Genomic DNA, 20,194 nt, shown 5'->3' with positions numbered 1-20,194 from the left:
ACCGTCACCCCCCTGCGTCACACGGCGCGCTCACGCCCCTCCCAGTACGGGTCGCGCAGCCGCCGCTTGTACAGCTTGCCGTTGGGATCGCGGGGCATCGTCGCGATGAAGTCGACCGTCTTGGGGCGCTTGTAGGCGGCCAGCTGCCGTTCGCAGTGGTGCAGGATCTCGGCGGCCAGCGCGTCACCCGCCTCGAAGCCCTCGGCGGGCTCGATGACGGCCTTGACCTCCTCGCCCCAGTCGTCGTGCGGGATGCCGAAGGCGGCGGCGTCCGCGACCGCCGGGTGGGTGAGGAGGGCGGATTCGATCTCCGCCGGATAGATGTTGACCCCGCCGGAGATGATCATGTCGATCTTGCGGTCCCGGAGGAAGAGGTACCCCTCCTCGTCCATCAGCCCCAGGTCGCCGACGGTGAAGAAGTCGCCGATGCGGTTCTTTCGGGTCTTGCCCTCGTCCTTGTGGTAGCTGAAACCGCCGGTGTTCATCTTGATGTACACGGTTCCGAGTTCGCCGGGCGGCAGCCGGTTGCCGTCGTCGTCGAAGACGGCGAGTTCGCTGATCGGCCAGGCCTTGCCGACGGTTCCGGGCTTCTTCAGCCAGTCCTCGGCGGTGGCGAAGGCACCCCCGCCCTCGCTGGCGGCGTAGTACTCCTCCACGCACCCGCCCCACCAGTCGATCATCGCCCGCTTGACGTGGTCGGGGCAGGGCGCGGCGCCGTGGATGGCGTGCCGCATGGAGCTGACGTCGTAGGCCTCCTTCGTCTCCTGCGGGAGTGCGAGCAGGCGGTGGAACTGCGTCGGCACCATGTGGGTGTGGGTGCACGCGTACTGGTCGATCAGGCGCAGCATCTCGGCCGGTGTCCACTTGTCCATGAGGACCAGCGGGTGCCCGATGTGCAGCGCGGCGCCCGCGAACTGCAGGACGGCGGTGTGGTAGAGCGGCGAGCAGACGAGGTGGACGTTGCCGTCGAAGGGGCGGATGCCGAAGATGCCGAGGAATCCCCCGAGGTACGTCTCCTCGGGGAGCTTCCCGGGCAGCGGGCGACGGATGCCGCGCGGCCGGCCGGTGGTGCCGGAGGTGTAGTTCATGACCCAGCCGAGGGTGCGGTCGGCGGGCGGCGTGGCGGGGTGCGGGGCGAGGAGGTCCTCGTAGGGGCGGAAACCGGCCACCGCTCCGACGGCGTAGCGGTGGCCCGCGGGCAGGCCGGCTTCGTCGGCCGCCGCCGTGGCGGCCTCGGCGAAGCGCTCGTGGGTGATGAGCACCTTGGCCCCGCTGTCGGCGACGATCCAGGCGATCTCGGGGCCGACGAGGTGGTGGTTGACCGGGACGAGGTAGAAGCCGGCCTGTGAGGCGGCGAGGTAGGCGGTGAGGAACTCGACGCCGTTGGGCAGGACGACGGCGAAGGAGTCGCCGGTGCGCATCCCGGCGGCGCGCAACCCGTGGACGAGCCGGTTGACGTCGGCGTGCAGCCGGCCCGCGCTCCACTGTTCACCGTCGGGGGCGGTCAGTACGGTGCGGTCGGGCTCGGCGGCGGCCTGGGCCCAGAAGCCGTTGGTCTCGGTCATGCAGCTCACGCCTCTCGGGTTCGACGGCCGGCCATGCGGTTGATTCGGTCGATGGCCCTCTCGAAGCCGCTGGTCAGCTCGTCGAAGACGGCCTGCACGCTGCGTTCGCTGTTCATCCGGCCGACGATCTGGCCGACCGGGGTTCCGAGCAGCGCCTGGACCTCGTACTTCTGGATCCGTGACACGGCCTCGGCGACCAGCAGGCCCTGGAGCGGCATGGGGAGCGCGCCGGGGCCGTCCGGGTCGTCCCACGCGTCGGTCCACTCGGTGCGCAGCTGGCGGGCGGGCTTGCCGGTGAGGGCGCGGGAGCGGACGGTGTCGCCGGAGCCGGCGGCGAGGAGTTTGGCGGTGAGCGCGCGGGAGTGCAGGTCGGCTTCGGTGGTGGTGAGCCAGAGGGAGCCGAGCCAGACGCCCTGGGCGCCGAGGGCCAGGCCCGCGGCGATCTGCTCGCCGCTGCCGATGCCGCCCGCGGCCAGGACGGGGAGCGGGGCGACGGCTTCGGCGATCTCGGGGACCAGCACCATCGTGGCGATGTCCCCGGTGTGGCCGCCGGCCTCGTAGCCCTGGGCGACGACGACGTCGATGCCGGCTTCGGCGTGACGACGGGCGTGTTTGGCGCTGCCCGCGAGGGCGGCGACGAGGACGCCGTGGTCGTGGGCGCGGCGGATGACGTCGGCGGGAGGGGAACCGAGCGCGTTCGCCAGGAGTTTGATGGGGTAGTCGAAGGCGACGTCGAGCTGGTTCCGTGCCACCCGTTCCATCCAGCCGGTGATCCGCCAGCCGGATGCCTCGCCCTCCGCGAGCTCGGGCACGTGGTGCTTGGCGAGGGTGTCGCGGACGAAGGCGCGGTGTCCGGCGGGGATCATCGCCTCGATGTCGGCTTCGGCGATGCCGTCGACGGCCTTCTTGGCGGGCATGACGACGTCGAGGCCGTAGGGCTTGCCGTCGGTGTGCGCCTGCACCCAGTCGAGGTCGCGTTTGAGGTCGTCGGGGGCGGTGTAGCGGACGGCGCCGAGTACGCCGAATCCGCCCGCGCGGGTGATGGCAGCGGCGACCGCCGGGAAGGGCGTGAAGCCGAAGATGGCGTGCTCGACTCCCAGTTTCTTGCTCAGCTCCGTCTCCATGGGCGTGAGGATGCCGCAGCGCGACGGTCGAGGGAAGGGGTTTCCTGATGCAGCGTCAGATTCTTTGCGGACCGGTCGGTGCGGGAGGCGCGGGCCGCGCGGGCAGATACTGCGAGAGGCGCGACGGCGGACAGGAGGACCGGTGATGGACGAGTTCACGGGGGCGCCCGACGGGACGACCGGGCCCGGCCCGGCGGGCGGGGCGGCCGGTGGAGCGGCGGGCGGCCCGGCGGGCGGGGCGACACCGCCGCCGGCACCGGCCGTCGCGGCGGGAGCCGGCCCGACCGCGGGGGCCGGCCGGGAGGCCGGCGCGGGCGTCGGCGCGGGCGTCGGCGCGGGCGGGCTCAGCCGCAGACGGCTCGGGGCGCGGTTGCTCGCACTCGGCGGGGTGCTCGTCCTCCAGGCGGCCCTGCCCGGGTCCGCCGGCGCCCGCGGCAACCCGGCCGAGCGGCGCGCCCTCCAGGGCCTGAGACTGCGCTACGGCTCCGCACGCCAGGCCGGGCTGCTGGAGAAGCACCTCGAAGGGGTGGCGGAGGAGGCCCGGCGCTTCCTCGGCCCCTCCCCCGAACACCCCTACTACGCCGGGGCGGTCGTCCTCGCCGGGCGCGGCCGCACCGTCGCCCTGCACCGGGCCATGGGCCACGCGGTGCGGTACGCGGACTACGACGGGCGCACCGACCGGGTCCGGGAGTTCCCCGCGGCCGAACGGATCGCGATGGCGGAGGACACCGTCTTCGACCTGGCCTCGCTCACGAAGCTGTTCACCTCCCTGCTGGCCGTCCAGCAGATGGAGCGGGGGCGGCTGGAGCTGGAGGCTCCGGTGGAGCGGTACCTGCCGGAGTTCACCGGGGGCGGCAAGGAGCTGATCACGGTCCGTCAGCTGCTCACCCACACCTCCGGGATGCGCTCGTGGGCGCCCTTCTACCGGGAGTCCACCCGCGAGGGGCAGTTGAGGCTGCTGTGGTCGGTGCGACCGCAGGACACCCCGGGGACGGTGTACCGGTACTCCGACCTGAACCTCATCACGCTCCAGTTGCTTCTGGAACGGATCACCGGCCGCACACTGGACACCCTGCTCCACGAGGAGATCACCGCTCCGCTCGGGATGCACCGCACCCGTTACCGGCCCCCGCTCTCCTGGCGCCGCACCACCGCCGCCACCGAGGTGCAGCGTCCGCCCTGGTCCGGCCTGGACCGCGGCCTGGTGTGGGGCGAGGTCCACGACGAGAACGCGTACGCCCTCGGCGGCGTCGCCGGCCACGCGGGCGTCTTCGGCACCGCCTGGGACCTGGCCGTCCTCGCCCGCGCCCTGCTCGACGGCGGGGTCTACGCCGGGAAGCGCATCCTGCGCCCCGCCTCCGTCGAGCTGCTCTTCACCGACTTCAACACCGCCTTCCCCGGGGACGACCACGGCCTGGGATTCGAGCTCTACCAGCACTGGTACATGGGCGCCATGGCCACCCCGCACTCCGCGGGCCACACCGGCTTCACCGGCACCTCCCTGGTCCTGGACCCCTCCACCGACTCCTTCCTGATCCTGCTCGGCAACTCCGTGCACCCCGTGCGGACCTGGCGGGCCGGCAGCGCGCCCCGGGTCGCCACGGGCAACCGCTTCGCCCGCGCCGTTCCCGTCCGCACCAGGCACGGCGGCCCCGCCTGGTTCTCCGGCATCACCCCGGGCGGCTCGGGCACCCTCACCCTCCCCCCGCTCACGCCCGCAACCGCGGCCGCCCGGCTGCGCTGCGCCCTGTGGTGGGACACCGTGCCGGGCGAAGGCGCCGTCCACCTGGAGGCCTCCGCCGACGGGCGGACCTGGGAGCCCCTGCCCTTCACCACCGTGCGCTCCACCGGCGGCACGCCCGAACCGTGGCCCCAGGGCCGCGCCGACGGCTGGTCGGGCCGCATCTGGCACCGCCTCGAAGCCCCCCTCGCCCCCTGGGCGGGCAGGGAGGTGCGGCTGCGCTTCCGCCACACCGCCACCGGCCGCTACGTGGGGCGCGGCGTGTACGTCGACGTCATCCGCGTCGCCGAGCCCGGCCGCCTGCTCTTCGCCGAGGACCGTCCGGCCGACGCGGACCGCCTGGAGGCCACGGGATGGACCCGTTCGGCCGACTGAGCGTCGGTTCGGAATGAACGCGTCCGCGTCCGCGTTGCGACTCGTTGCCGAAGTTCGTTGACCGTCCGACACGAAGGCAGGCCAGGAACATGACCGATATCGACTGGGACCACCCGATCGACCCCAAGCCCGGCTGGACGCTGGACCACGTCAAGCTGTACGTGGGCTCGAACGGGGCCGAGGGCCAGTTCTGGAACGGGACCCAGACCCTGCTCCTCACCACCCTCGGCCGGATCTCCGGCAAGCCCGTACGCACGCCCCTGATCTACGGCGAGGCCGACGGCCGGTACCTCGTCGTGGCGTCCAAGGGCGGCCACCCCGAGGACCCGCTCTGGTACAAGAACCTGAAGGCCCACCCCGAGGTCCGCGTCCAGGTCGGCCCGAAGGTCGTCCAGGGCACCGCGCGCACCGCGACCTCCGAGGAGCGCGCCGCGTACTGGCCCGTGATGGTGGGGCACTGGCCCGCGTACGACGAGTACCAGACCAAGACGGACCGCGAGATCCCGATCGTGGTCATCGAGCCCGTGCGGCAGGTCGCGTAACGGCTCAGCGGCCCAGGACCGCCATGGCGGCGTTGTGGCCGGGGACCCCGCTGACACCGCCGCCGCGCACCGCGCCCGCCCCGCACAGCAGCACGTTCGGGTAGGCCGTCTCCACGCCCCAACGGCCCGCGCCCGCCGCATCGCCCGCGCCCTCATCGGCGTAGGGCCACGACAGGTCGCGGTGGAAGATGTGCCCTCCGGGCAGGCGCAGTTCGCGGTCCAGGTCGAGCGGGGTCTTGGCCTCGATGCAGGGCCGGCCGTCCGCGTCGAGCGCGAGGCACTCCGTGAGCGGCTCGGCCAGGTGCGCGTCGAGCTGGGCCAGGGTGCCGGCCAGCAGCACCTCGCGCGCGACGGTGTTGCCGCCGTGTCCCTTCTCGAACAGCCGGGCCGGGGTGTGCAGGCCGAACAGGGTCAGGGTCTGGTAGCCGCGCGCCACGAGTTCGGGCCCGAGGATCGAGGGGTCCGTCAGCGAGTGGCAGTAGATCTCGGAGGGCGGCACGGAGGGCAGTTCACCCCTCGCGGCCTCCGCGTAGGCCCGTGCGAGCTGCTCGTACCCCTCGGCGATGTGGAAGGTGCCGCCGAACGCCTCGCGCGGGTCAACCGAGGTGTCCTTGAGCCGGGGCAGCCGCCGCAGCAGCATGTTGACCTTGAGCTGGGCGCCCTCCGCCGGGGCGGCCGGGGTCTCGCGGAGCAGTTCCGCGAGGGCCTGCGGCGAGGCGTTCACCAGCACCGTGCGGCCCGCGACGGCGCCCTCGCCGGTCGGCGTCCGGAACGTCACCTCGGCCGGCGCGGCCGTGCCGTCCGCGTCGATCCGCAGCGCCTCGTGGCCCGTGAGGATCTGCGCCCCCGCCGACCGCGCGGCCCGCGCGAGGGCGTCGGTGAGCGCGCCCATACCGCCGACGGGGACGTTCCAGTCGCCCGTGCCGCCGCCGATGACGTGGTAGAGGAAGCAGCGGTTCTGCGCGAGGGAGACGTCGTGGGCGTCGGCGAAGGTGCCGATCAGGCCGTCCGTCAGCACCACGCCGCGCACGAGGTCGTCGGCGAAGTGGTGCTCCACGGCCCGGCCCAGCGGTTCCTCGAACAGCATCCGCCAGGCGGCCTCGTCGTCGATGCGGGCCCGTAGCCCGGCGCGGGTGGGCAGCGGCTCGGTGAGGGTCGGGAACACCTTCCGGGCGAGCCGGCCCGTCATCGCGTAGAAGGCGCGCCAGCTCTCGTACTCCCGGTCGGAGCCGGTCAGCCGTGCGAAGGATTCCCGCGTGCGGGCCTCGGAGCCGCCGACGAGCAGTCCGCCCGCGCGGCCGCCGCGCTCGACGGGCGTGTACGAGGAGACCGTGCGCCCGCGTACCGCGAAGTCCAGGCCCAGGTCGCGCACGATCTTCGCCGGGAGGAGCGAGACGAGGTAGGAGTAGCGGGAGAGTCTGGCGTCCATGCCCGCGAACGGGCGGGTGGAGACGGCGGCGCCACCGGTGTGCCCGAGCCGTTCGAGGACCAGTACGGACTTGCCCGCGCGGGCCAGGTACGCGGCGGCCACCAGGCCGTTGTGGCCGCCGCCCACGATCACCACGTCGTAGGCCGCCTGCCGGAAGGGCTCCGAGGTCGTCGTCATGGCTCTTGGTAGCACACCTGGCCGAGCCGCTCCAGACAGTAGGCCTCGTCGGCGTGGGCCAGCACCGTGTCGGGGTGCCCCTCGCCGAGGGACCGTTCACGGATGCCCGAGAGTTCCCGGTACAGGGGCAGCGCCTCGTGCCAGCGGCCCAGCCGGCCCAGTCCGACGGCGAGTTCGCGGCGGCTGACCAGCGTGTCCGGGTGCTCCGCGCCCAGCACCTCGACCCGCGCCTTCGCGACCTTGCCCGCCTCGGCCACCGCCTCCTCCCAGCGGTCCAGCCGGCCGAGGTTCACGCCGAGGACGTGCCGGGCGCGCAGGGTCTCGGGGTGGGTGTCGCCGTACGCGCGGGTCCGGTCGCGCACCAGGGCGCGGAACAGGTCGAGGGCCTCCACGGCGCGGCCGGTGCGCCCGAGCGCGACCCCGGTCTCGTAGCGGGCGGCCAGGGCGTCGGGATGGTCGCGGCCCAGGATCCGTTCGCGGACGGCGGCGACCTGCCGGAAGCCGGCCAGCGCCTCGTCCCAGCGGCCGAGGCGACCGAGCGCGTACGCGACCTCGTACCGGGTCAGCAGCGTGTCGGGGTGTTCGGCGCCGAGCACGGCCGCGCGGTCCGCCGCGACCGTGGCGGCGGTGCGGTGGGCGTCCTCGTACCGGCCGAGGGCGCCCAGCGCGCAGGCGAGGTTGTGGCGGCAGAGCAGGGTGTCGGGATGGCGCGGGCCCGCGGTGCGGACACGGGCGGCGAGCACCGCACCGTAGATCTCGCAGGCCTCGCGGTGACGTCCGAGGCGGCCCAGTTCGTACGCCTCCTCCTGACGGGCCGCGAGGGTGTCGCCGTGGTCGGGCCCCAGCACCGTGGCCCTCCCCCGGGCCACGGCTGCGTACACGGCGAGCGCCTGCTCGGGCCGGCCGGCGCGGCTGAGGGCGTAGGCGCGGGCATGGGCGGCGCTGAGCGCCTCGGGGTGCTCCTGGTCGCCGCCGGGGGCACCGGCGCGGGGCAGCCCGACGGCGAGGGTGAGCCGGGGGTCGGCGGCGGCGTCGGGCCGCTGGATCGGGCGGGTCACGCCGGGCCGGGCAGTGGTCCAGGAACCGGTGAGCACGGCCCACTCCCCGCTGGCGGGGCGGGCGTCGGTACCGGCCTTGCGCCCGGCGGTCATCCCCCGGGCCCAGTCGGGCAGCGGAGGCTGCGCGCCGGACGGCCCGCCGGCGCCGAGGCGGTACTCGACGAGCCGCCGGTGCAGGTGGCGGGCGTCGCCGGGGCGGTCCTCGGGCTGCTTGGCGAGCAGTTCGAGGACGAGCCGGTCGAAGTACTCGGGCAGCTCGGGGCGGTGTTCGCGCGGCGGTACGGGCGCGGTGTCGCGGTGGCCGACCAGGACGGACCACGAGTCGCCGAGGTCGAAGGGCGGGGCGCCGGTGGCGATCTCGTACAGGACGCAGCCGAGGGAGTAGAGGTCGCTGCGGTGGTCGACCTCGCCGCCGGCGATCTGCTCGGGCGACATGTAGTGCGGGGTGCCCATGGCCATGCCGCCGCCGGTGAGTTTGGCGGTGAAGCCGATGTCGTGGGCGAGGCGGGCGATGCCGAAGTCACAGATCTTCACGGTGCCGTCGGTCAGCCGCATGATGTTGGCGGGCTTGAGGTCGCGGTGGACGACGCCCTGGTCGTGGGTGTAGCCGAGCGCCGCGGCCATCTGTTCGGCGATGTCGACGACGACGTCCACGGGCAGCGGGCGCGACTCGTTGTCGGCGAGGAGCTGGCTGAGGTTGCGACCGTCCAGGAGTTCCATGACGAGGTAGAGGGGGCCGCCGGCCGCGCTGTCGTCGCCGAAGTCGTGGACCACGGTGACGCCGCGGTGCTGGAGCGCTGCGGCAACCCGCGCCTCGCGGCGGAAGCGTTCGCGCAGCACCTGGGTGAAGTGGGTGTCCTGCTCGGGTCCGAGGGGCTTGAGGCACTTCACGGCGACCTGGCGGCCGAGTGATTCGTCCCGGGCCCGCCATACCTCGCCCATGCCGCCGCGCCCGATCAGATCGAGCGACCGGTACCGGCCCTGGATCAGTCTGGACTCCGCCATGTCTTGAAGCCGCCCCCGTGTGTCGTGCCACGCCCTCCCCGGACGGTCCAGTATGGCCGCTGATGTACGCAGTGTGTACGCCGAGGGGCGACTCCCGGGGCCCCTGCGGCGCATCGCTTTCAAGATGTGACCTGACGGGGGCCGGCGGCGCGGACCTGGGGGGATGGTGGGCAGCAGGCGGCTGGTGGGGCGCGGGGGGCGGCTGAGGGCGGCCGGGTCGGTCGCGGATACGACGGCCCGCCTTCCCTGCGCGGCACTCCTCATCCTTCCCTATTCTTCTCTCATCAGGGATGGTTACGGTAATGTCCGTTAGTATGGAGAGTTCTGAACGAGAGCTGTACTCGGTCGGTGAGGTGGCGCAGCGCCTGGGGCTGCACGTGCGGACCGTCCGGGCGTACGTGCGCGAGGGTCGCCTCAAGGCCGTGCGCATCGGTAAGCAGTACCGGATCGCCCGCGAGGACTTCGAGGCGCTGACGGGAGGCCCGGCCGCCGGCGCGGTCGCGGAGACCGTCGCCCCGCGCGGCCACGTGGAGGTGTCGAGCATCGTCCAGATCGACGCGATCGGCCCCGACGCGGCGAGCCGGCTGAGCACCCTCGTCACGGCCGGGGGCCAGTTCTCCCGCGACACCCCCGAGCCCCTGCGCATCCAGACCGTCTACGACGAGGCACGGGCCCGTATGAAGATCGTGGTCCTCGGCAACGCCGCCGCCACCGCCGACCTGCTGCTCCTGCTCGACGGCGTACTCGGCCCGGGCAACGGCATCCTGTCGGACGACTCCGCGCAGGGAGTCGACCGTGGCTGACGTGGTGGTGCGCCGGCACGGCGTGCCCGTCCTCGTCTGCGACGCCGAGGGGCCGCGGATCTCCACCGAGCAGGACGCTCTGGACCACCTGATCGGCGGCGCCTTCCAGGGCGCGGACGTGGTGGCGGTCCCGGCGGTACGGTTCGACGACCGCTTCTTCGACCTGAGCACGGGTCTGGCCGGCGCGGTCATGCAGAAGTTCGTCAACTACCGCCTGCGGCTGGTGGTCGTGGGCGACCTCTCCCCCCACCTGCGCTCCGGCACCGCCCTGCGGGACCTGGTGCGCGAGGCGAACCGTGGCCACCACGTCTGGTTCGTCCCCGACTTCGCCGCCCTGACGGCGCGCCTGGCCCCCTAGCTGCCGACATGAACACCCGGTGCCGTCACGGTACTTGGGCCGCGCCGACGGTGGCGGCCGTCCCGGGCCGGGGCAGAGTCGGGCATCGCCGGACCCTTCGTCGTGGTGGCGTGGTGTGCGGGTTCTTCCCGCCTGGTTACGCGGGTTCCGGGGTGAAGCGGAACATCTCGTCCGCCCCGGGCTGGACGACGCCGTAACTGCTCTCCGGGACTTCGTTCCAGGCGCCGGGCAGGTCCGACAGGGGTTCGGAGACGATCAGCCGGGTCTCCTCGGAGAGGTCCTCCAAGTAGGGGACGTCCGGATGCAGTGTGCGCAGCGTGTCCACCCGGCTGCTGTAGAACAGCGAACGGGAGGCGCCCTGGCTGGAGTAGCGGAAGGCCCAGAGGCGTTCCCCGTCGGTCACGGCGACGGTCATCTGCATCGGGAACTCCACCCCGTGCTCGCGGCCGCTGCGCTCCACGACCCCCACCATCCGGGCGACGGCGCCGGGCGGGTCCTGGTCCCGGCCGAGGGTGACGGCGAGGTAGAACATCACTTCGGAGTCGGTGGTGCCCTCGATACCGGTGAACAGGGCCGGGTCCACGAGCATGCAGAGGTCACGGCGCATCAAGTGGAAGCCGGATATGGCACCGTTGTGCATCCACATCCAGCGACCGTGCCGGAACGGGTGGCAGTTCGACTGCTGAACCGCGGTTCCCGTCGACGCACGGATGTGGGCGAAGAACAGGGGGGAGCGGACGTGGTCCGCGATCTCGCGCAGGTTGCGGTTGTTCCAGGCGGGGCCGATGTCCCGCATGACGGCCGGGGTGACGTCCTCCTTCGTGTACCAGCCGACGCCGAAGCCGTCACCGTTGGTGGTCTCCGCCCCCAGGCGGGAGTGCAGGCTCTGGTCGATCAGCGAGTGCGCCGGCTTGTACAGCAGGGCATCGAGCAGCAGGGGCGTTCCCGAGTACGCCAGCCATCTGCACATGGGCGATCACCTGTGTCCCTCCCTACGGCGCCGGCGGAGCGGAACCGCGGAGCCGGGAGTCAGTCGTTCGGCCAGGGACGCTCCTGCCCCGGCGTACCCATTCTCCCGTCCCCCCGCCGGGACCGCCACGCGGCGGCGCCGGCCGGACCCCACGCCGCACACCCGGCCGGCCGGGCGGGGGCCGCAAACCGTTCGCCGCCGCTCGCCCCGCCCGGTACCGTCGCGAGGAAGTTCCGTACTGCCGGGAGCCCCTGGGATCTGCGCGCGGCCCCCACCCGGAAGTTCCCACGGCGAAAGTTGGGTTGCGTCCATGGCATGCCGTATCGGTGAGCTCGTCCTCGACTGCCGGGACCCCGAGGTACTGGCCCGGTTCTGGTGCGAGGTCCTGGACTTCGTGGTGCTCTCCCGCGAGGACGACGGGAGCATCGAGATCGGGCCGCGCGAAGGGTTCGGCGGCGCGCAGCCGACGATCTTCCTCAGCCGCTGCGACGAGCCGGAGCCCGCCAAGCCCCGGCTGCACATCGACGTCAACGCCACCGACCGCGACCAGGACGCCGAGCTCGAACGCCTCCTGGGGCTCGGGGCCCGCCCGGCCGACGTCGGCCAGACCGGGGAAGAGTCCTGGCACGTCCTCGCCGACCCCGAAGGCAACGAGTTCTGCCTGCTGGCCGGCCGCCTCCCGCCCCTGTGACGGCCCGGCTCCACCACGGACTCAGCGGCGGACGCGCGGCATGCCGAGCCCGATCCACGAGATGATCTCGCGCTGGATCTCGTTGTTGCCGCCGCCGAAGGTGAAGATCACGGCGCTGCGGTAACCGCGTTCGAGTTCGCCGTGCAGGACCGCGCCCGCGGAGCCGTCCTTGAGGGAGCCGGCCGCGCCGACCACCTCCATGAGCCAGGCGTAGGCGTCCCGGCGGGCCTCCGAGCCGTAGACCTTGACGGCGGAGGCGTCCTGGGGCGTGAGGGTCCCGGACTGGACGGCGTTCACCATCTGCCAGTTGAGGAGCTTCATCGCGTCGAGCCGGGCGTGGGTGCGGGCGAGGCGGCCGCGGACCCAGGAGAGGTCGATGACCCGGCGCCCGTCGGCCAGTTTGGTCTGCGCCGCCCACCGCTGGACGTCGTGCAGGGCCCGGATGGCCATGGTGCCGTGGGCGGCGAGGGTGACGCGCTCGTGGTTGAGCTGGTTGGTGATCAGGCGCCAGCCCTTGTTCTCCGCGCCGACGCGCCGGCTCGCGGGGACCCGGATGTCCTCGTAGTAGCTGGCGGTGGTGTCGTGCGAGGCCAGGGTGTTGATGAGGGTGCAGGAGTAGCCGGGGCCGGAGGTCGGCACGAGGAGCATGCTGATGCCCTTGTGCGCGGGGGCGTCGGGGTCGGTGCGGACGGCGAGCCAGACCCAGTCGGCCGTGTCGCCGTTGGTGGTCCAGATCTTCTGGCCGTTGACCACGTAGGTACCGGTCTCCTCGTCGCCCTCCCGCACCGCCTTGCACTTGAGTGCGGCCAGGTCGGTCCCGGCGTCGGGTTCGCTGTAGCCGATGGCGAAGTCGATCTCGCCGGAGAGGATGCGGGGCAGGAAGTACGCCTTCTGCTCGTCGGTGCCGAACTGCATGAGCGTCGGCCCGACGGTGTTCAGCGCCATCAGCGGCAGCGGTACGACGGCCTGCGCGGCCTCGTCGAAGAAGATGAACTGGTCCATGGGCGACATGCCGCGCCCGCCGTACTCCTGCGGCCAGCCGACGCCGAGCCAGCCGTCGGCGCCGAGGCGGCGGATGGTCTCGCGGTAGAAGCGCTTCTGGGCGGCGGGGTCCTCGTAGCGTGCGTAGACGTCCTGCGGGACCAGCTCGGCGAAGTAGGCGCGCAGTTCGCTGCGCAACCGCTCCTGCTCAGGCGTGTATTCGAGGTGCACGGCCCCTCCGGGTGTCTCGCGGTCCGTCCGTCGGCCGGTCCGTCCGCCGGCGCAGCGTAGATTAGAACCTGTTTCAAGAATCCGGAAGTGTGGTGCCGGGCCGGGCTTTCGGCATGCACGCGCGGGGGGGGGCGGCGCTCTCGCGCCGTGCCCGCCCGCCCTGCCGGCCGCGGTCACCGCCGAGGGCGGTGACCGCGGCCGGGGCTCAGGTGAGGGCGGCGATCATCGCCGCGGCCGTCGCCGCCATCGCCGTGCGGGCGGCGGTGAGGTACGGGCGGGGGTCCGCCGGGGTGAGGTGGGTGCGGATCGCTTCGGTCATGGCCACGTTCAGCGCGGTGCCGATGTTGACCTTGCGGATGCCGCCCGCGACGGCCGCCGCGAGTTCGGCGTCCGGGAGTCCCGAGGATCCGTGGAGGACGAGCGGGACCTCCACCGCCTTGGCCAGGCGGCCCAGGAGCCCGTGGTCCAGGGAAGCGGTCCGGCTGGTCATGGCGTGGCTGCTGCCGATGGCGACGGCCAGCGCGTCCACCCCCGAGTCGGCGACGAACCGCCGCGCCTCGTCGGGATCGGTACGGGCGCCCGGCGCGTGCGGGTCCGGCGGGGCGGCGCCGTCCTTGCCGCCGACCTCCCCCAGCTCCGCCTCGATCCACAGGCCGTTGGCGTGGGCCCACTCGGCTGCGGAGCGGGTGGCCTCCAGGTTCTCGGCGTAGGGCAGTTGCGCCGCGTCGTACATCACCGATCCGAACCCCGCGTCCACGGCCTGGCGCAGCAGTTCCGAGCTCTTCACGTGGTCGAGGTGGAGGCCTACGGGTACCCCCGCGGCCTCTGCGCTCGCGGAGGCCGCCCGGGCGATGGGGAGCAGCCGGCCGGACCTGAACTTCACCGCGTTCTCGCTCAGTTGCAAGATGACCGGCAGCCCGGCCCGTTCGGCTCCCTCGATGACGGCCTCGGCGTGCTCCAGCGTGATGATGTTGAAGGCGGCGACGGCGCGGCCGGCCGCCGCCGCCTCCGTGACGAGCGCGCCCGCCGGTACGAGGCTCATCGGACCGCCTCCTCGCCCGCCGTCAGGATCACGGAGCGGGTCAGGTGCCGTGGCGCGTCGGGGTCGAGGGCGCGGTGGGCGGCCACGGCGAGGGCCAGCCGGTGGACCCGTACCAGCTCGGCGAGCGGGTCGAGCCGCCCGGCCACCCACTCCGCGCCGGTCGCCAGGACCTGCTCGGCGAGCCCCTCCGGGGTCTCGCCGAGGGACCACGTGACGGTTCCGGGTCCGGTGACGCTGATCGGTCCGTGCCGGTATTCCATCGCCGGGTAGGACTCGGCCCAGGAGAGGGAGGCCTCGCGCATCTTGAGCGCGGCCTCGTTCGCCAGCCCGACGCTCCAGCCGCGGCCGAGGAAGGTGAACTGCCCCCGGGTGTCGAGCCCTTCGGGCAGCGGCTCGGCGAGTGCGGTGCGGGCGTCCGCCACGACGGCGGGGTCGTACGCGCCGACGTGGGCGCGCAGCAGCGTCAGGGCCGTGGTGGCGAACCGGGTCTGCACGACGGACTGCTCGTCGGCGAAGTCCAGTACCACGAGTTCGTCCGCGAGGGTCATCACGGGGGTGGCCGGGTCGCCGATGACGGCGGTGGTGGCCACCCCGGCGTCCCGCAGCCCGGCCAGCAGGTCGAGCACCTCGGTGGTCGTGCCGGACCGGGTCAGTGCCACCACCCGGTCGTAGCGCCGGTGGCGGGGGAACTCGGAGGCGGGGAAGGCGTCGGTCTCGCCCTGCCCGGCTTCCTCGCGCAAGGCGGCGGCCGCCTGGGCCATGTAGTACGAGGTGCCGCATCCGACGATCGCGGTCCGCTCCCCGGGCTGCGGCAGCACCGTCCGCCGCGCGGGGGCCAGTTCGGCGGCCCGCTCCCAGCATGCGGGTTGCGTGACCAGCTCGTGCGCGACGTGACTCATAGGGGCTCCCTGGAGCAGTGGGTCTACCGATGCGTGTTCTTGCACGGTATCGGGCCGTTTCGCGCAACTTCAAGCATCTGCGGCCCCATCGTCTGGGTTAATCTCGAGCCGTGGGCCGAACGACGGGCCGGGAAAGTGGGAGGGGGGCCATGACCCGCAAGGAACGCTGGCAGAGACTGCTGGATCTGCTGGTCGAGCGGGGCGGGCTGGAGGTGGAACCGGCCGCCGAGCTCCTCGGCGTGTCCGCGGCCACCATCCGGCGCGACCTCGACCAGCTGGCCGAGCAGCAGATGCTGGTCCGTACGCGCGGTGGGGCGGTGCCGCACGGGGTGTCGTACGAACTGCCGTTGCGCTACCGCACGTCCCGCCGGGCCGCCGAGAAGGGCCGGATCAGCGAGGCGGTGGCCGCCCTCATCGCCCCGGGCGAGGTGATCGGCCTGACGGGCGGGACGACGACGACCGAGGTCGCCCGGGCCCTTGCCGCCCGCCCGGACCTCGCCACCGGCTCGCCCGCCCTGACCGTGGTGACCAATGCCCTCAACATCGCGGGCGAGCTGGTGATCCGGCCGCAGTTCAAGATCGTGCTGACGGGTGGGGTGGCCCGGCCGCAGTCCTACGAACTGACCGGCCCGCTGGCTCAGCAGGTGCTCGGGCAGCTCAGCATGGACACCGCGGTGGTCGGTGTGGACGCCTTCGACCCGGCCGACGGCGCGGCGACCCGCCACGAGGACGAGGCGGCGATGAACCGCCTGCTGTGCGAGCGGGCCCGGCGGGTGGTGATCGCGGCGGACTCCAGCAAGCTCGGGGTCCGGGCCTTCGCGCGCATCTGCGCGACCGACGCGGTGGACGTGTTGGTGACGGACACGGGCCTCCCGGAGACGGTCGCGAAGGCCTTCACCGCGGCGGGGGTGGAGGTCCGCCGGGTGTGACGGCGGCCGGCATTCGGGGCCGCACGCACGACGTCTCGCCCGTGCGGCGCACGGCGCTGCCGGCTGCCATCCGGTGCACCGGCCGGGCGACGGCGAGCGGGCGCCGCCCGGGCAGCGGCCTCGGCGTCGGCCGTGGGCAGTCGGCCGTCGGCCGGGCGGTGGGCGCCCGGCCCGGGTGGGCGGGGGTCGTGCTCGGGGCACCGCGCCGGGACAGCCCTTACGGGACGTGGTGCCGGTGGGGCACGGCTGCGCGGGCCTTCGGACCGGCCGGCCGACGGGTATCGGCGAGCGCCCGGCCGGGCCGCGCGCTGCTCGGTGACCGCCTGGTCCGGGCGGGCTTCGGGAAACCACGCTTCCCGGTCTCCGGGGCGTCAGCGAACCCCGCACGGCGAGCAGGTGACGGCCGGACCTCACTCTCCGGGAACTGCCGGCTCTGGCTCCACGGACCGCGTCAGGCCCGCGGGCGACGGCCTCGGCGACGAGCGGATGCCCGGACCGCGCGCCCGGACTGCCCCTCGCCCGTGCGCCCGATGCCACCGGACCGGCCGCGCCGTCCCGCAAGGCGGCGGGCCCCCGGCGCGCTCACCGGTAGCGACGGCGGCCGCGCCCCCGGTCCGGGTCACGGCCACACGGGCCGTGTTCCGACCCGGCGTGCGGACGGACAGTCCGCGCCGCGCAGCCCCTCCCGGCCCGGCGAACACCGGCTGGGCGGAGGTGATCCCGGGCCCGGCCGGGGGCTCTACCGGTAGCGGGGTCAGGGGGTGGGGACGCGTTGGGCCTCGCGGGTCAGGGCGGCGAGGACCGGGGCGATCAGGGGGTGGGTCTCCGCGCCGCGCCGGGTCGCCGCGAAGACGCGGCGGGTGGCGGCCGGGCCGGAGACCGGGCGGACCTGGACCTCCTTGAGGTCCATGCCGCGCAGGGCGGAGCGCGGCACGAGAGCGACGCCCGCGCCCGCCCCCACCAGGGCCGTCACCGCGCGGAAGTCGTCGGAGGAGTGCGCGAAACGGGGCTGGAAGCCGGCCAGTTCGCAGGCCAGCAGCGTCACGTCGTGGCACGGGTTGCCGGGGTACTGACCCACCCAGTCCGAGTCCGACAGCTCCGCGAGCGACACCGTGGGCAGGCCGGCGAGGCGGTGCCCCACCGGCAGGACCGCGTCGAAGGGTTCCGCGTAGAGCGGGAGAACGGACAGCCTGCCGTCGTCGGCGCCCGGGGCGCCCCGGTACTCCACGGCCAGGGCCAGGTCCGCCTCGCCGTCCAGCAGCAGCGGCAGGCTCTGGTCGCCCTCCGCGTCGCGGACCCGCAGCCGGATGCCCGGGTGGTCCACGGCCAGCCGGGCGATCGCCGGCGCCAGGACCTCGGCGATGCCGGTGGCGAAGGCGGCCACCGTGACCTCGCCCGCCGAGCCGCCCGCGTAGGCGGCGAGTTCGGCTTCCGCCCGCTCCAGCTGGGCCAGCACCTCGTGGGCGTGCCCGAGCAGGATCTCCCCGGCGGCGGTGAGCCGCACGCCCCGGCCGCTCCGTGTCAGCAGGGCGTGCCCGGTCTCCTGCTCCAGCGCCGCGAGCTGCTGCGATACGGCGGAGGGGGTCAGGTACAGGGCTGCGGCCGCGGCGGTCACCGTACGGTGGTCCGCCACGGCCCGCAGGACACGCAGCCGGCGGGGGTCGATCACCCCGCCATTGTCGCAGGCCCCGGCGGTCCCGCGGGCCCCCGCCGTCACCGGCCCCCGGCCCTCACGGGCCCCCGCGGTCACGGCCCCCGGCGTCTCGGGGACCCCCGCCGCACCGGGCCCCGCGGCTCAGGCCCCCGCCGTCGCCAGCGCCGCGCGGGCGTCGACGAAGGCGGCCACCGCACGCTCCACGTCCGCCGTCGAGTGGGCGGCCGACAGCTGGACGCGGATGCGGGCCGCGCCCATCGGCACCACCGGGTAGGAGAAGCCGATCACGTACACGCCGCGCTCCAGCAGGAGCTCCGCCATGCGGGCCGCCTCGGCCGCGTCGCCGATCATGACGGGGGCGATGGCGTGGTCCCCGGGCAGGACCTCGAATCCGGCCGCGGTCATCTTCGTGCGGAACAGCTCGGTGTTGGCGGCCAGCTGCTCCCGCAGGTCGCCGGCGGACTCCAGCAGGTCCAGGACCTTGAGGGAGGCGGCCGCGATGACCGGGGCGAGGGAGTTGGAGAAGAGGTACGGGCGCGAGCGCTGGCGCAGCAGCTCGACGATCTCGGCGCGGGCCGCGACGTAGCCGCCGGAGGCGCCGCCGAGGGCCTTGCCGAGGGTGCCGGTGATGATGTCGACGCGGTCCATGACGCCGTGCAGCTCCGGGGTGCCGCGGCCGCCGGGGCCGACGAAGCCGACGGCGTGCGAGTCGTCCACCATGACCATGGCGTCGTAGCGCTCGGCGAGGTCGCAGATCTCGGCGAGCGGGGCGACGTAGCCGTCCATCGAGAACACGCCGTCGGTGACGATCAGGCGGCGACGGGCGTCCTGGGTGTCCTTGAGCCGGGTCTCCAGCTCTGCGAGGTCGCGGTTCGCGTAGCGGTAGCGGCGGGCCTTGGACAGGCGGATGCCGTCGATGATCGAGGCATGGTTGAGGGCGTCGGAGATCACCGCGTCCTCGGCGCCGAGCAGGGTCTCGAAGACGCCGCCGTTCGCGTCGAAGCACGAGGAGTAGAGGATCGTGTCCTCCTGGCCGAGGAACGCAGAGAGGCGGGCCTCCAGTTCCTTGTGCACCTCCTGGGTGCCGCAGATGAAGCGGACCGAGGCCATGCCGTAGCCCCAGCGGTCCAGCGCGTCCTTGGCGGCGGCGACCACCTCGGGGTGGTCGGCCAGCCCGAGGTAGTTGTTGGCGCAGAAGTTCAGGACCTCTCCGGCGGAGCCACCGGAGGTGACGGCGACGGACGCGCTCTGCGGGGTGCCGATGACGCGCTCGGGCTTGTGCAGGCCGGCGGACCGGATCTCGTCGAGGGTGGTGCGCAGGTCGGCGCGGACGGTCTCGAACATGGGGCGGTGCTCTCTTTCTCCTGGTGGCGGAGGGAGGGGGGCGGGGCCCCCGCGGAGGGTGGGTGCGGGGGCGGCCGGAGTAGAGGGTCCGGGGAGCACGGGACGGTGGTGCCGTCCCGGTCCCCGGTGGCGGTCAGGCCGTCCAGTCCAGGATGATCTTGCCGCTGCGGGCGGTCGACGCCTCGTCGAAGGCGGCCTGGAAGTCGGTGTGGGAGTAGCGGCCGGTGATGACGGGGCTCAGGTCCAGCCCGCCTTCCAGCAGCACGGTCATCGCGTACCAGGTCTCGAACATCTCGCGGCCGTAGATGCCCTTGATAGTGATCATCGAGGTGACGACCTTGGCCCAGTCGACGGGGAACTCCTGGGCGGGCAGGCCCAGCATGGCGATCCGGCCGCCGTGCGTCATGTTGTCGATCATGTCGCGCATGGCCTCGGCACGGCCCGACATCTCCAGTCCGATGTCGAAGCCCTCGCGCAGCCCCAGCTGCGCCTGCGCGTCGGCGATCGAGGATTCCGCGACGTTCACCGCGAGGGTGGCCCCGGCCTTGCGGGCGATGTCGAGGCGCTCGGGGCTGACGTCGGTGATGACGACGTTGCGCGCACCGGCGTGCCGGGCCACGGCGGCGGCCATGATGCCGATCGGGCCGGCGCCGGTGATCAGGACGTCCTCACCGACCAGCGGGAAGGACAGCGCGGTGTGCACGGCGTTGCCGAACGGGTCGAAGATGGCCGCCACGTCCAGGTCCACGGCGGTCCGGTGCACCCACACGTTCTGCGCGGGCAGCACCACGTACTCGGCGAACGCGCCGTCCCGCCCCACGCCGAGGCCCACCGTGCTGCGGCACAGGTGACGGCGCCCGGCCAGGCAGTTGCGGCACTTGCCGCACACCAGGTGGCCCTCGCCGCTGACGAGGGCGCCGATCTCGATGTCCCGGACGTCGGCGCCGAGCGCGGCGACCTCGCCCACGAACTCGTGCCCCAGCACCAGCGGCGTCTTGACGGCGCCCTGCGCCCAGCCGTCCCACGCCCGGATGTGCAGGTCGGTCCCGCAGATACCGGTCCGCAGCACCTTGATCAGCACGTCGCCGGGGCCGTACTCGGGCTCGGGGACGTCCATGAGCCACAGCCCGGGTTCGGCCTTGTGCTTGACGAGTGCCTTCATGGGGTGGCTCCAGGCATGTGAAGGGTGACGCGGCGGGCGTGCGGGCCCGCGCGGCCGAGGGGTGACGGGACCAATCTGCCGAGCGGCGCGGTGATCAGTCCATCGAGACTTTCT

At 73.5% G+C, this 20,194-nt stretch carries 17 protein-coding genes; 6 read left to right on the top strand and 11 right to left on the bottom strand.

Annotated elements, in window-relative coordinates; all coding sequences use genetic code 11:
- Nucleotides 1-17 precede the first annotated feature (17 nt).
- Both OG861_RS27645 and OG861_RS27640 read right to left on the bottom strand, forming a co-directional pair.
- Entirely contained in the window at nucleotides 18-1,565 is a 1,548-nt protein-coding gene (locus tag OG861_RS27645; protein ID WP_329193002.1) for an acyl-CoA synthetase, read from the bottom strand.
- 5 nt (nucleotides 1,566-1,570) lie between these two features.
- A complete protein-coding gene (locus OG861_RS27640; protein WP_329193004.1) occupies nucleotides 1,571-2,689 on the bottom strand; it encodes an NAD(P)H-dependent flavin oxidoreductase in 1,119 nt (372 codons plus the stop codon).
- A 145-nt stretch (nucleotides 2,690-2,834) separates the two neighbouring features.
- Between OG861_RS27640 and OG861_RS27635 the strand changes: the two genes are divergently transcribed.
- Nucleotides 2,835-4,805: a serine hydrolase gene (locus tag OG861_RS27635; RefSeq protein WP_329193006.1), complete on the top strand. Its 1,971-nt coding sequence runs from the start codon at nucleotides 2,835-2,837 to the stop codon at nucleotides 4,803-4,805.
- 89 nt (nucleotides 4,806-4,894) lie between these two features.
- Complete coding sequence (locus OG861_RS27630; protein ID WP_329193008.1) at nucleotides 4,895-5,347, top strand: nitroreductase family deazaflavin-dependent oxidoreductase; 453 nt, start codon at nucleotides 4,895-4,897, stop codon at nucleotides 5,345-5,347.
- 4 nt (nucleotides 5,348-5,351) lie between these two features.
- Here OG861_RS27630 and OG861_RS27625 read toward each other — a convergent pair whose 3' ends face one another.
- Both OG861_RS27625 and OG861_RS27620 read right to left on the bottom strand, forming a co-directional pair.
- The gene (locus OG861_RS27625; RefSeq protein WP_329193010.1) at nucleotides 5,352-6,953 is read right to left on the bottom strand and encodes a phytoene desaturase family protein; all 1,602 of its coding nucleotides are present in this window, start codon (nucleotides 6,951-6,953) and stop codon (nucleotides 5,352-5,354) included.
- On the bottom strand, nucleotides 6,950-9,016 hold the full coding sequence (locus OG861_RS27620) for a serine/threonine-protein kinase (RefSeq protein ID WP_329193011.1): 2,067 nt from the start codon (nucleotides 9,014-9,016) through the stop codon (nucleotides 6,950-6,952). The genes OG861_RS27625 and OG861_RS27620 overlap by 4 nt, the downstream gene beginning before the upstream one ends.
- Nucleotides 9,017-9,330: 314 nt before the next feature.
- On the opposite strand from OG861_RS27620, the gene OG861_RS27615 reads away from it, so the two are divergent.
- Nucleotides 9,331-9,819 (top strand): helix-turn-helix domain-containing protein, encoded by a 489-nt coding sequence (locus OG861_RS27615; RefSeq protein WP_329193013.1) that lies wholly within the window; start codon nucleotides 9,331-9,333, stop codon nucleotides 9,817-9,819.
- On the top strand, nucleotides 9,812-10,177 hold the full coding sequence (locus OG861_RS27610) for a DUF4180 domain-containing protein (RefSeq protein ID WP_329193015.1): 366 nt from the start codon (nucleotides 9,812-9,814) through the stop codon (nucleotides 10,175-10,177). The genes OG861_RS27615 and OG861_RS27610 overlap by 8 nt, the downstream gene beginning before the upstream one ends.
- A 136-nt stretch (nucleotides 10,178-10,313) precedes the next feature.
- On the opposite strand, the gene OG861_RS27605 is transcribed toward OG861_RS27610, so the two are convergent.
- A complete protein-coding gene (locus tag OG861_RS27605) occupies nucleotides 10,314-11,147 on the bottom strand; it encodes a class II glutamine amidotransferase (protein WP_330261886.1) in 834 nt (277 codons plus the stop codon).
- A gap of 310 nt (nucleotides 11,148-11,457) precedes the next feature.
- Between OG861_RS27605 and OG861_RS27600 the strand changes: the two genes are divergently transcribed.
- Nucleotides 11,458-11,838 carry a VOC family protein gene (locus tag OG861_RS27600; RefSeq protein ID WP_329193018.1) on the top strand — a complete coding sequence of 127 codons (381 nt, stop codon included), beginning with the start codon at nucleotides 11,458-11,460 and terminating at the stop codon, nucleotides 11,836-11,838.
- A gap of 21 nt (nucleotides 11,839-11,859) precedes the next feature.
- Here the strand turns inward: OG861_RS27600 and OG861_RS27595 are convergent, their stop codons facing one another.
- From OG861_RS27595 to OG861_RS27585, 3 genes are all read right to left on the bottom strand, one after another.
- Entirely contained in the window at nucleotides 11,860-13,050 is a 1,191-nt protein-coding gene (locus OG861_RS27595; protein WP_329193020.1) for an acyl-CoA dehydrogenase family protein, read from the bottom strand.
- A gap of 205 nt (nucleotides 13,051-13,255) precedes the next feature.
- Nucleotides 13,256-14,092: a class II fructose-bisphosphate aldolase gene (locus tag OG861_RS27590; protein ID WP_329193022.1), complete on the bottom strand. Its 837-nt coding sequence runs from the start codon at nucleotides 14,090-14,092 to the stop codon at nucleotides 13,256-13,258.
- Nucleotides 14,089-14,991 (bottom strand): SIS domain-containing protein, encoded by a 903-nt coding sequence (locus OG861_RS27585; RefSeq protein ID WP_329193024.1) that lies wholly within the window; start codon nucleotides 14,989-14,991, stop codon nucleotides 14,089-14,091. The genes OG861_RS27590 and OG861_RS27585 overlap by 4 nt, the downstream gene beginning before the upstream one ends.
- 149 nt (nucleotides 14,992-15,140) lie before the next feature.
- Between OG861_RS27585 and OG861_RS27580 the strand changes: the two genes are divergently transcribed.
- Entirely contained in the window at nucleotides 15,141-15,920 is a 780-nt protein-coding gene (locus OG861_RS27580; protein ID WP_329193026.1) for a DeoR/GlpR family DNA-binding transcription regulator, read from the top strand.
- A 754-nt stretch (nucleotides 15,921-16,674) separates the two neighbouring features.
- Here the strand turns inward: OG861_RS27580 and OG861_RS27575 are convergent.
- The 3 genes from OG861_RS27575 to tdh form a co-directional block, all read right to left on the bottom strand.
- Nucleotides 16,675-17,589, bottom strand: a complete 915-nt coding sequence (locus OG861_RS27575) for a LysR family transcriptional regulator (protein WP_329193028.1) — start codon at nucleotides 17,587-17,589, stop codon at nucleotides 16,675-16,677.
- Nucleotides 17,590-17,715: 126 nt separating this feature from the next.
- Complete coding sequence (locus OG861_RS27570; protein ID WP_329193030.1) at nucleotides 17,716-18,918, bottom strand: glycine C-acetyltransferase; 1,203 nt, start codon at nucleotides 18,916-18,918, stop codon at nucleotides 17,716-17,718.
- A gap of 133 nt (nucleotides 18,919-19,051) precedes the next feature.
- A complete protein-coding gene (tdh, locus tag OG861_RS27565; protein WP_329193032.1) occupies nucleotides 19,052-20,080 on the bottom strand; it encodes an L-threonine 3-dehydrogenase in 1,029 nt (342 codons plus the stop codon).
- Nucleotides 20,081-20,194 lie beyond the last annotated feature (114 nt).

The sequence above is a fragment of the Streptomyces sp. NBC_00539 genome, from assembly GCF_036346105.1.
Taxonomy (GTDB): Bacteria; Actinomycetota; Actinomycetes; order Streptomycetales; family Streptomycetaceae; genus Streptomyces.
The sequence above is the reverse complement of the archived record's forward strand: the minus strand, read 5'-3'. Positions and strand labels throughout refer to the sequence as shown.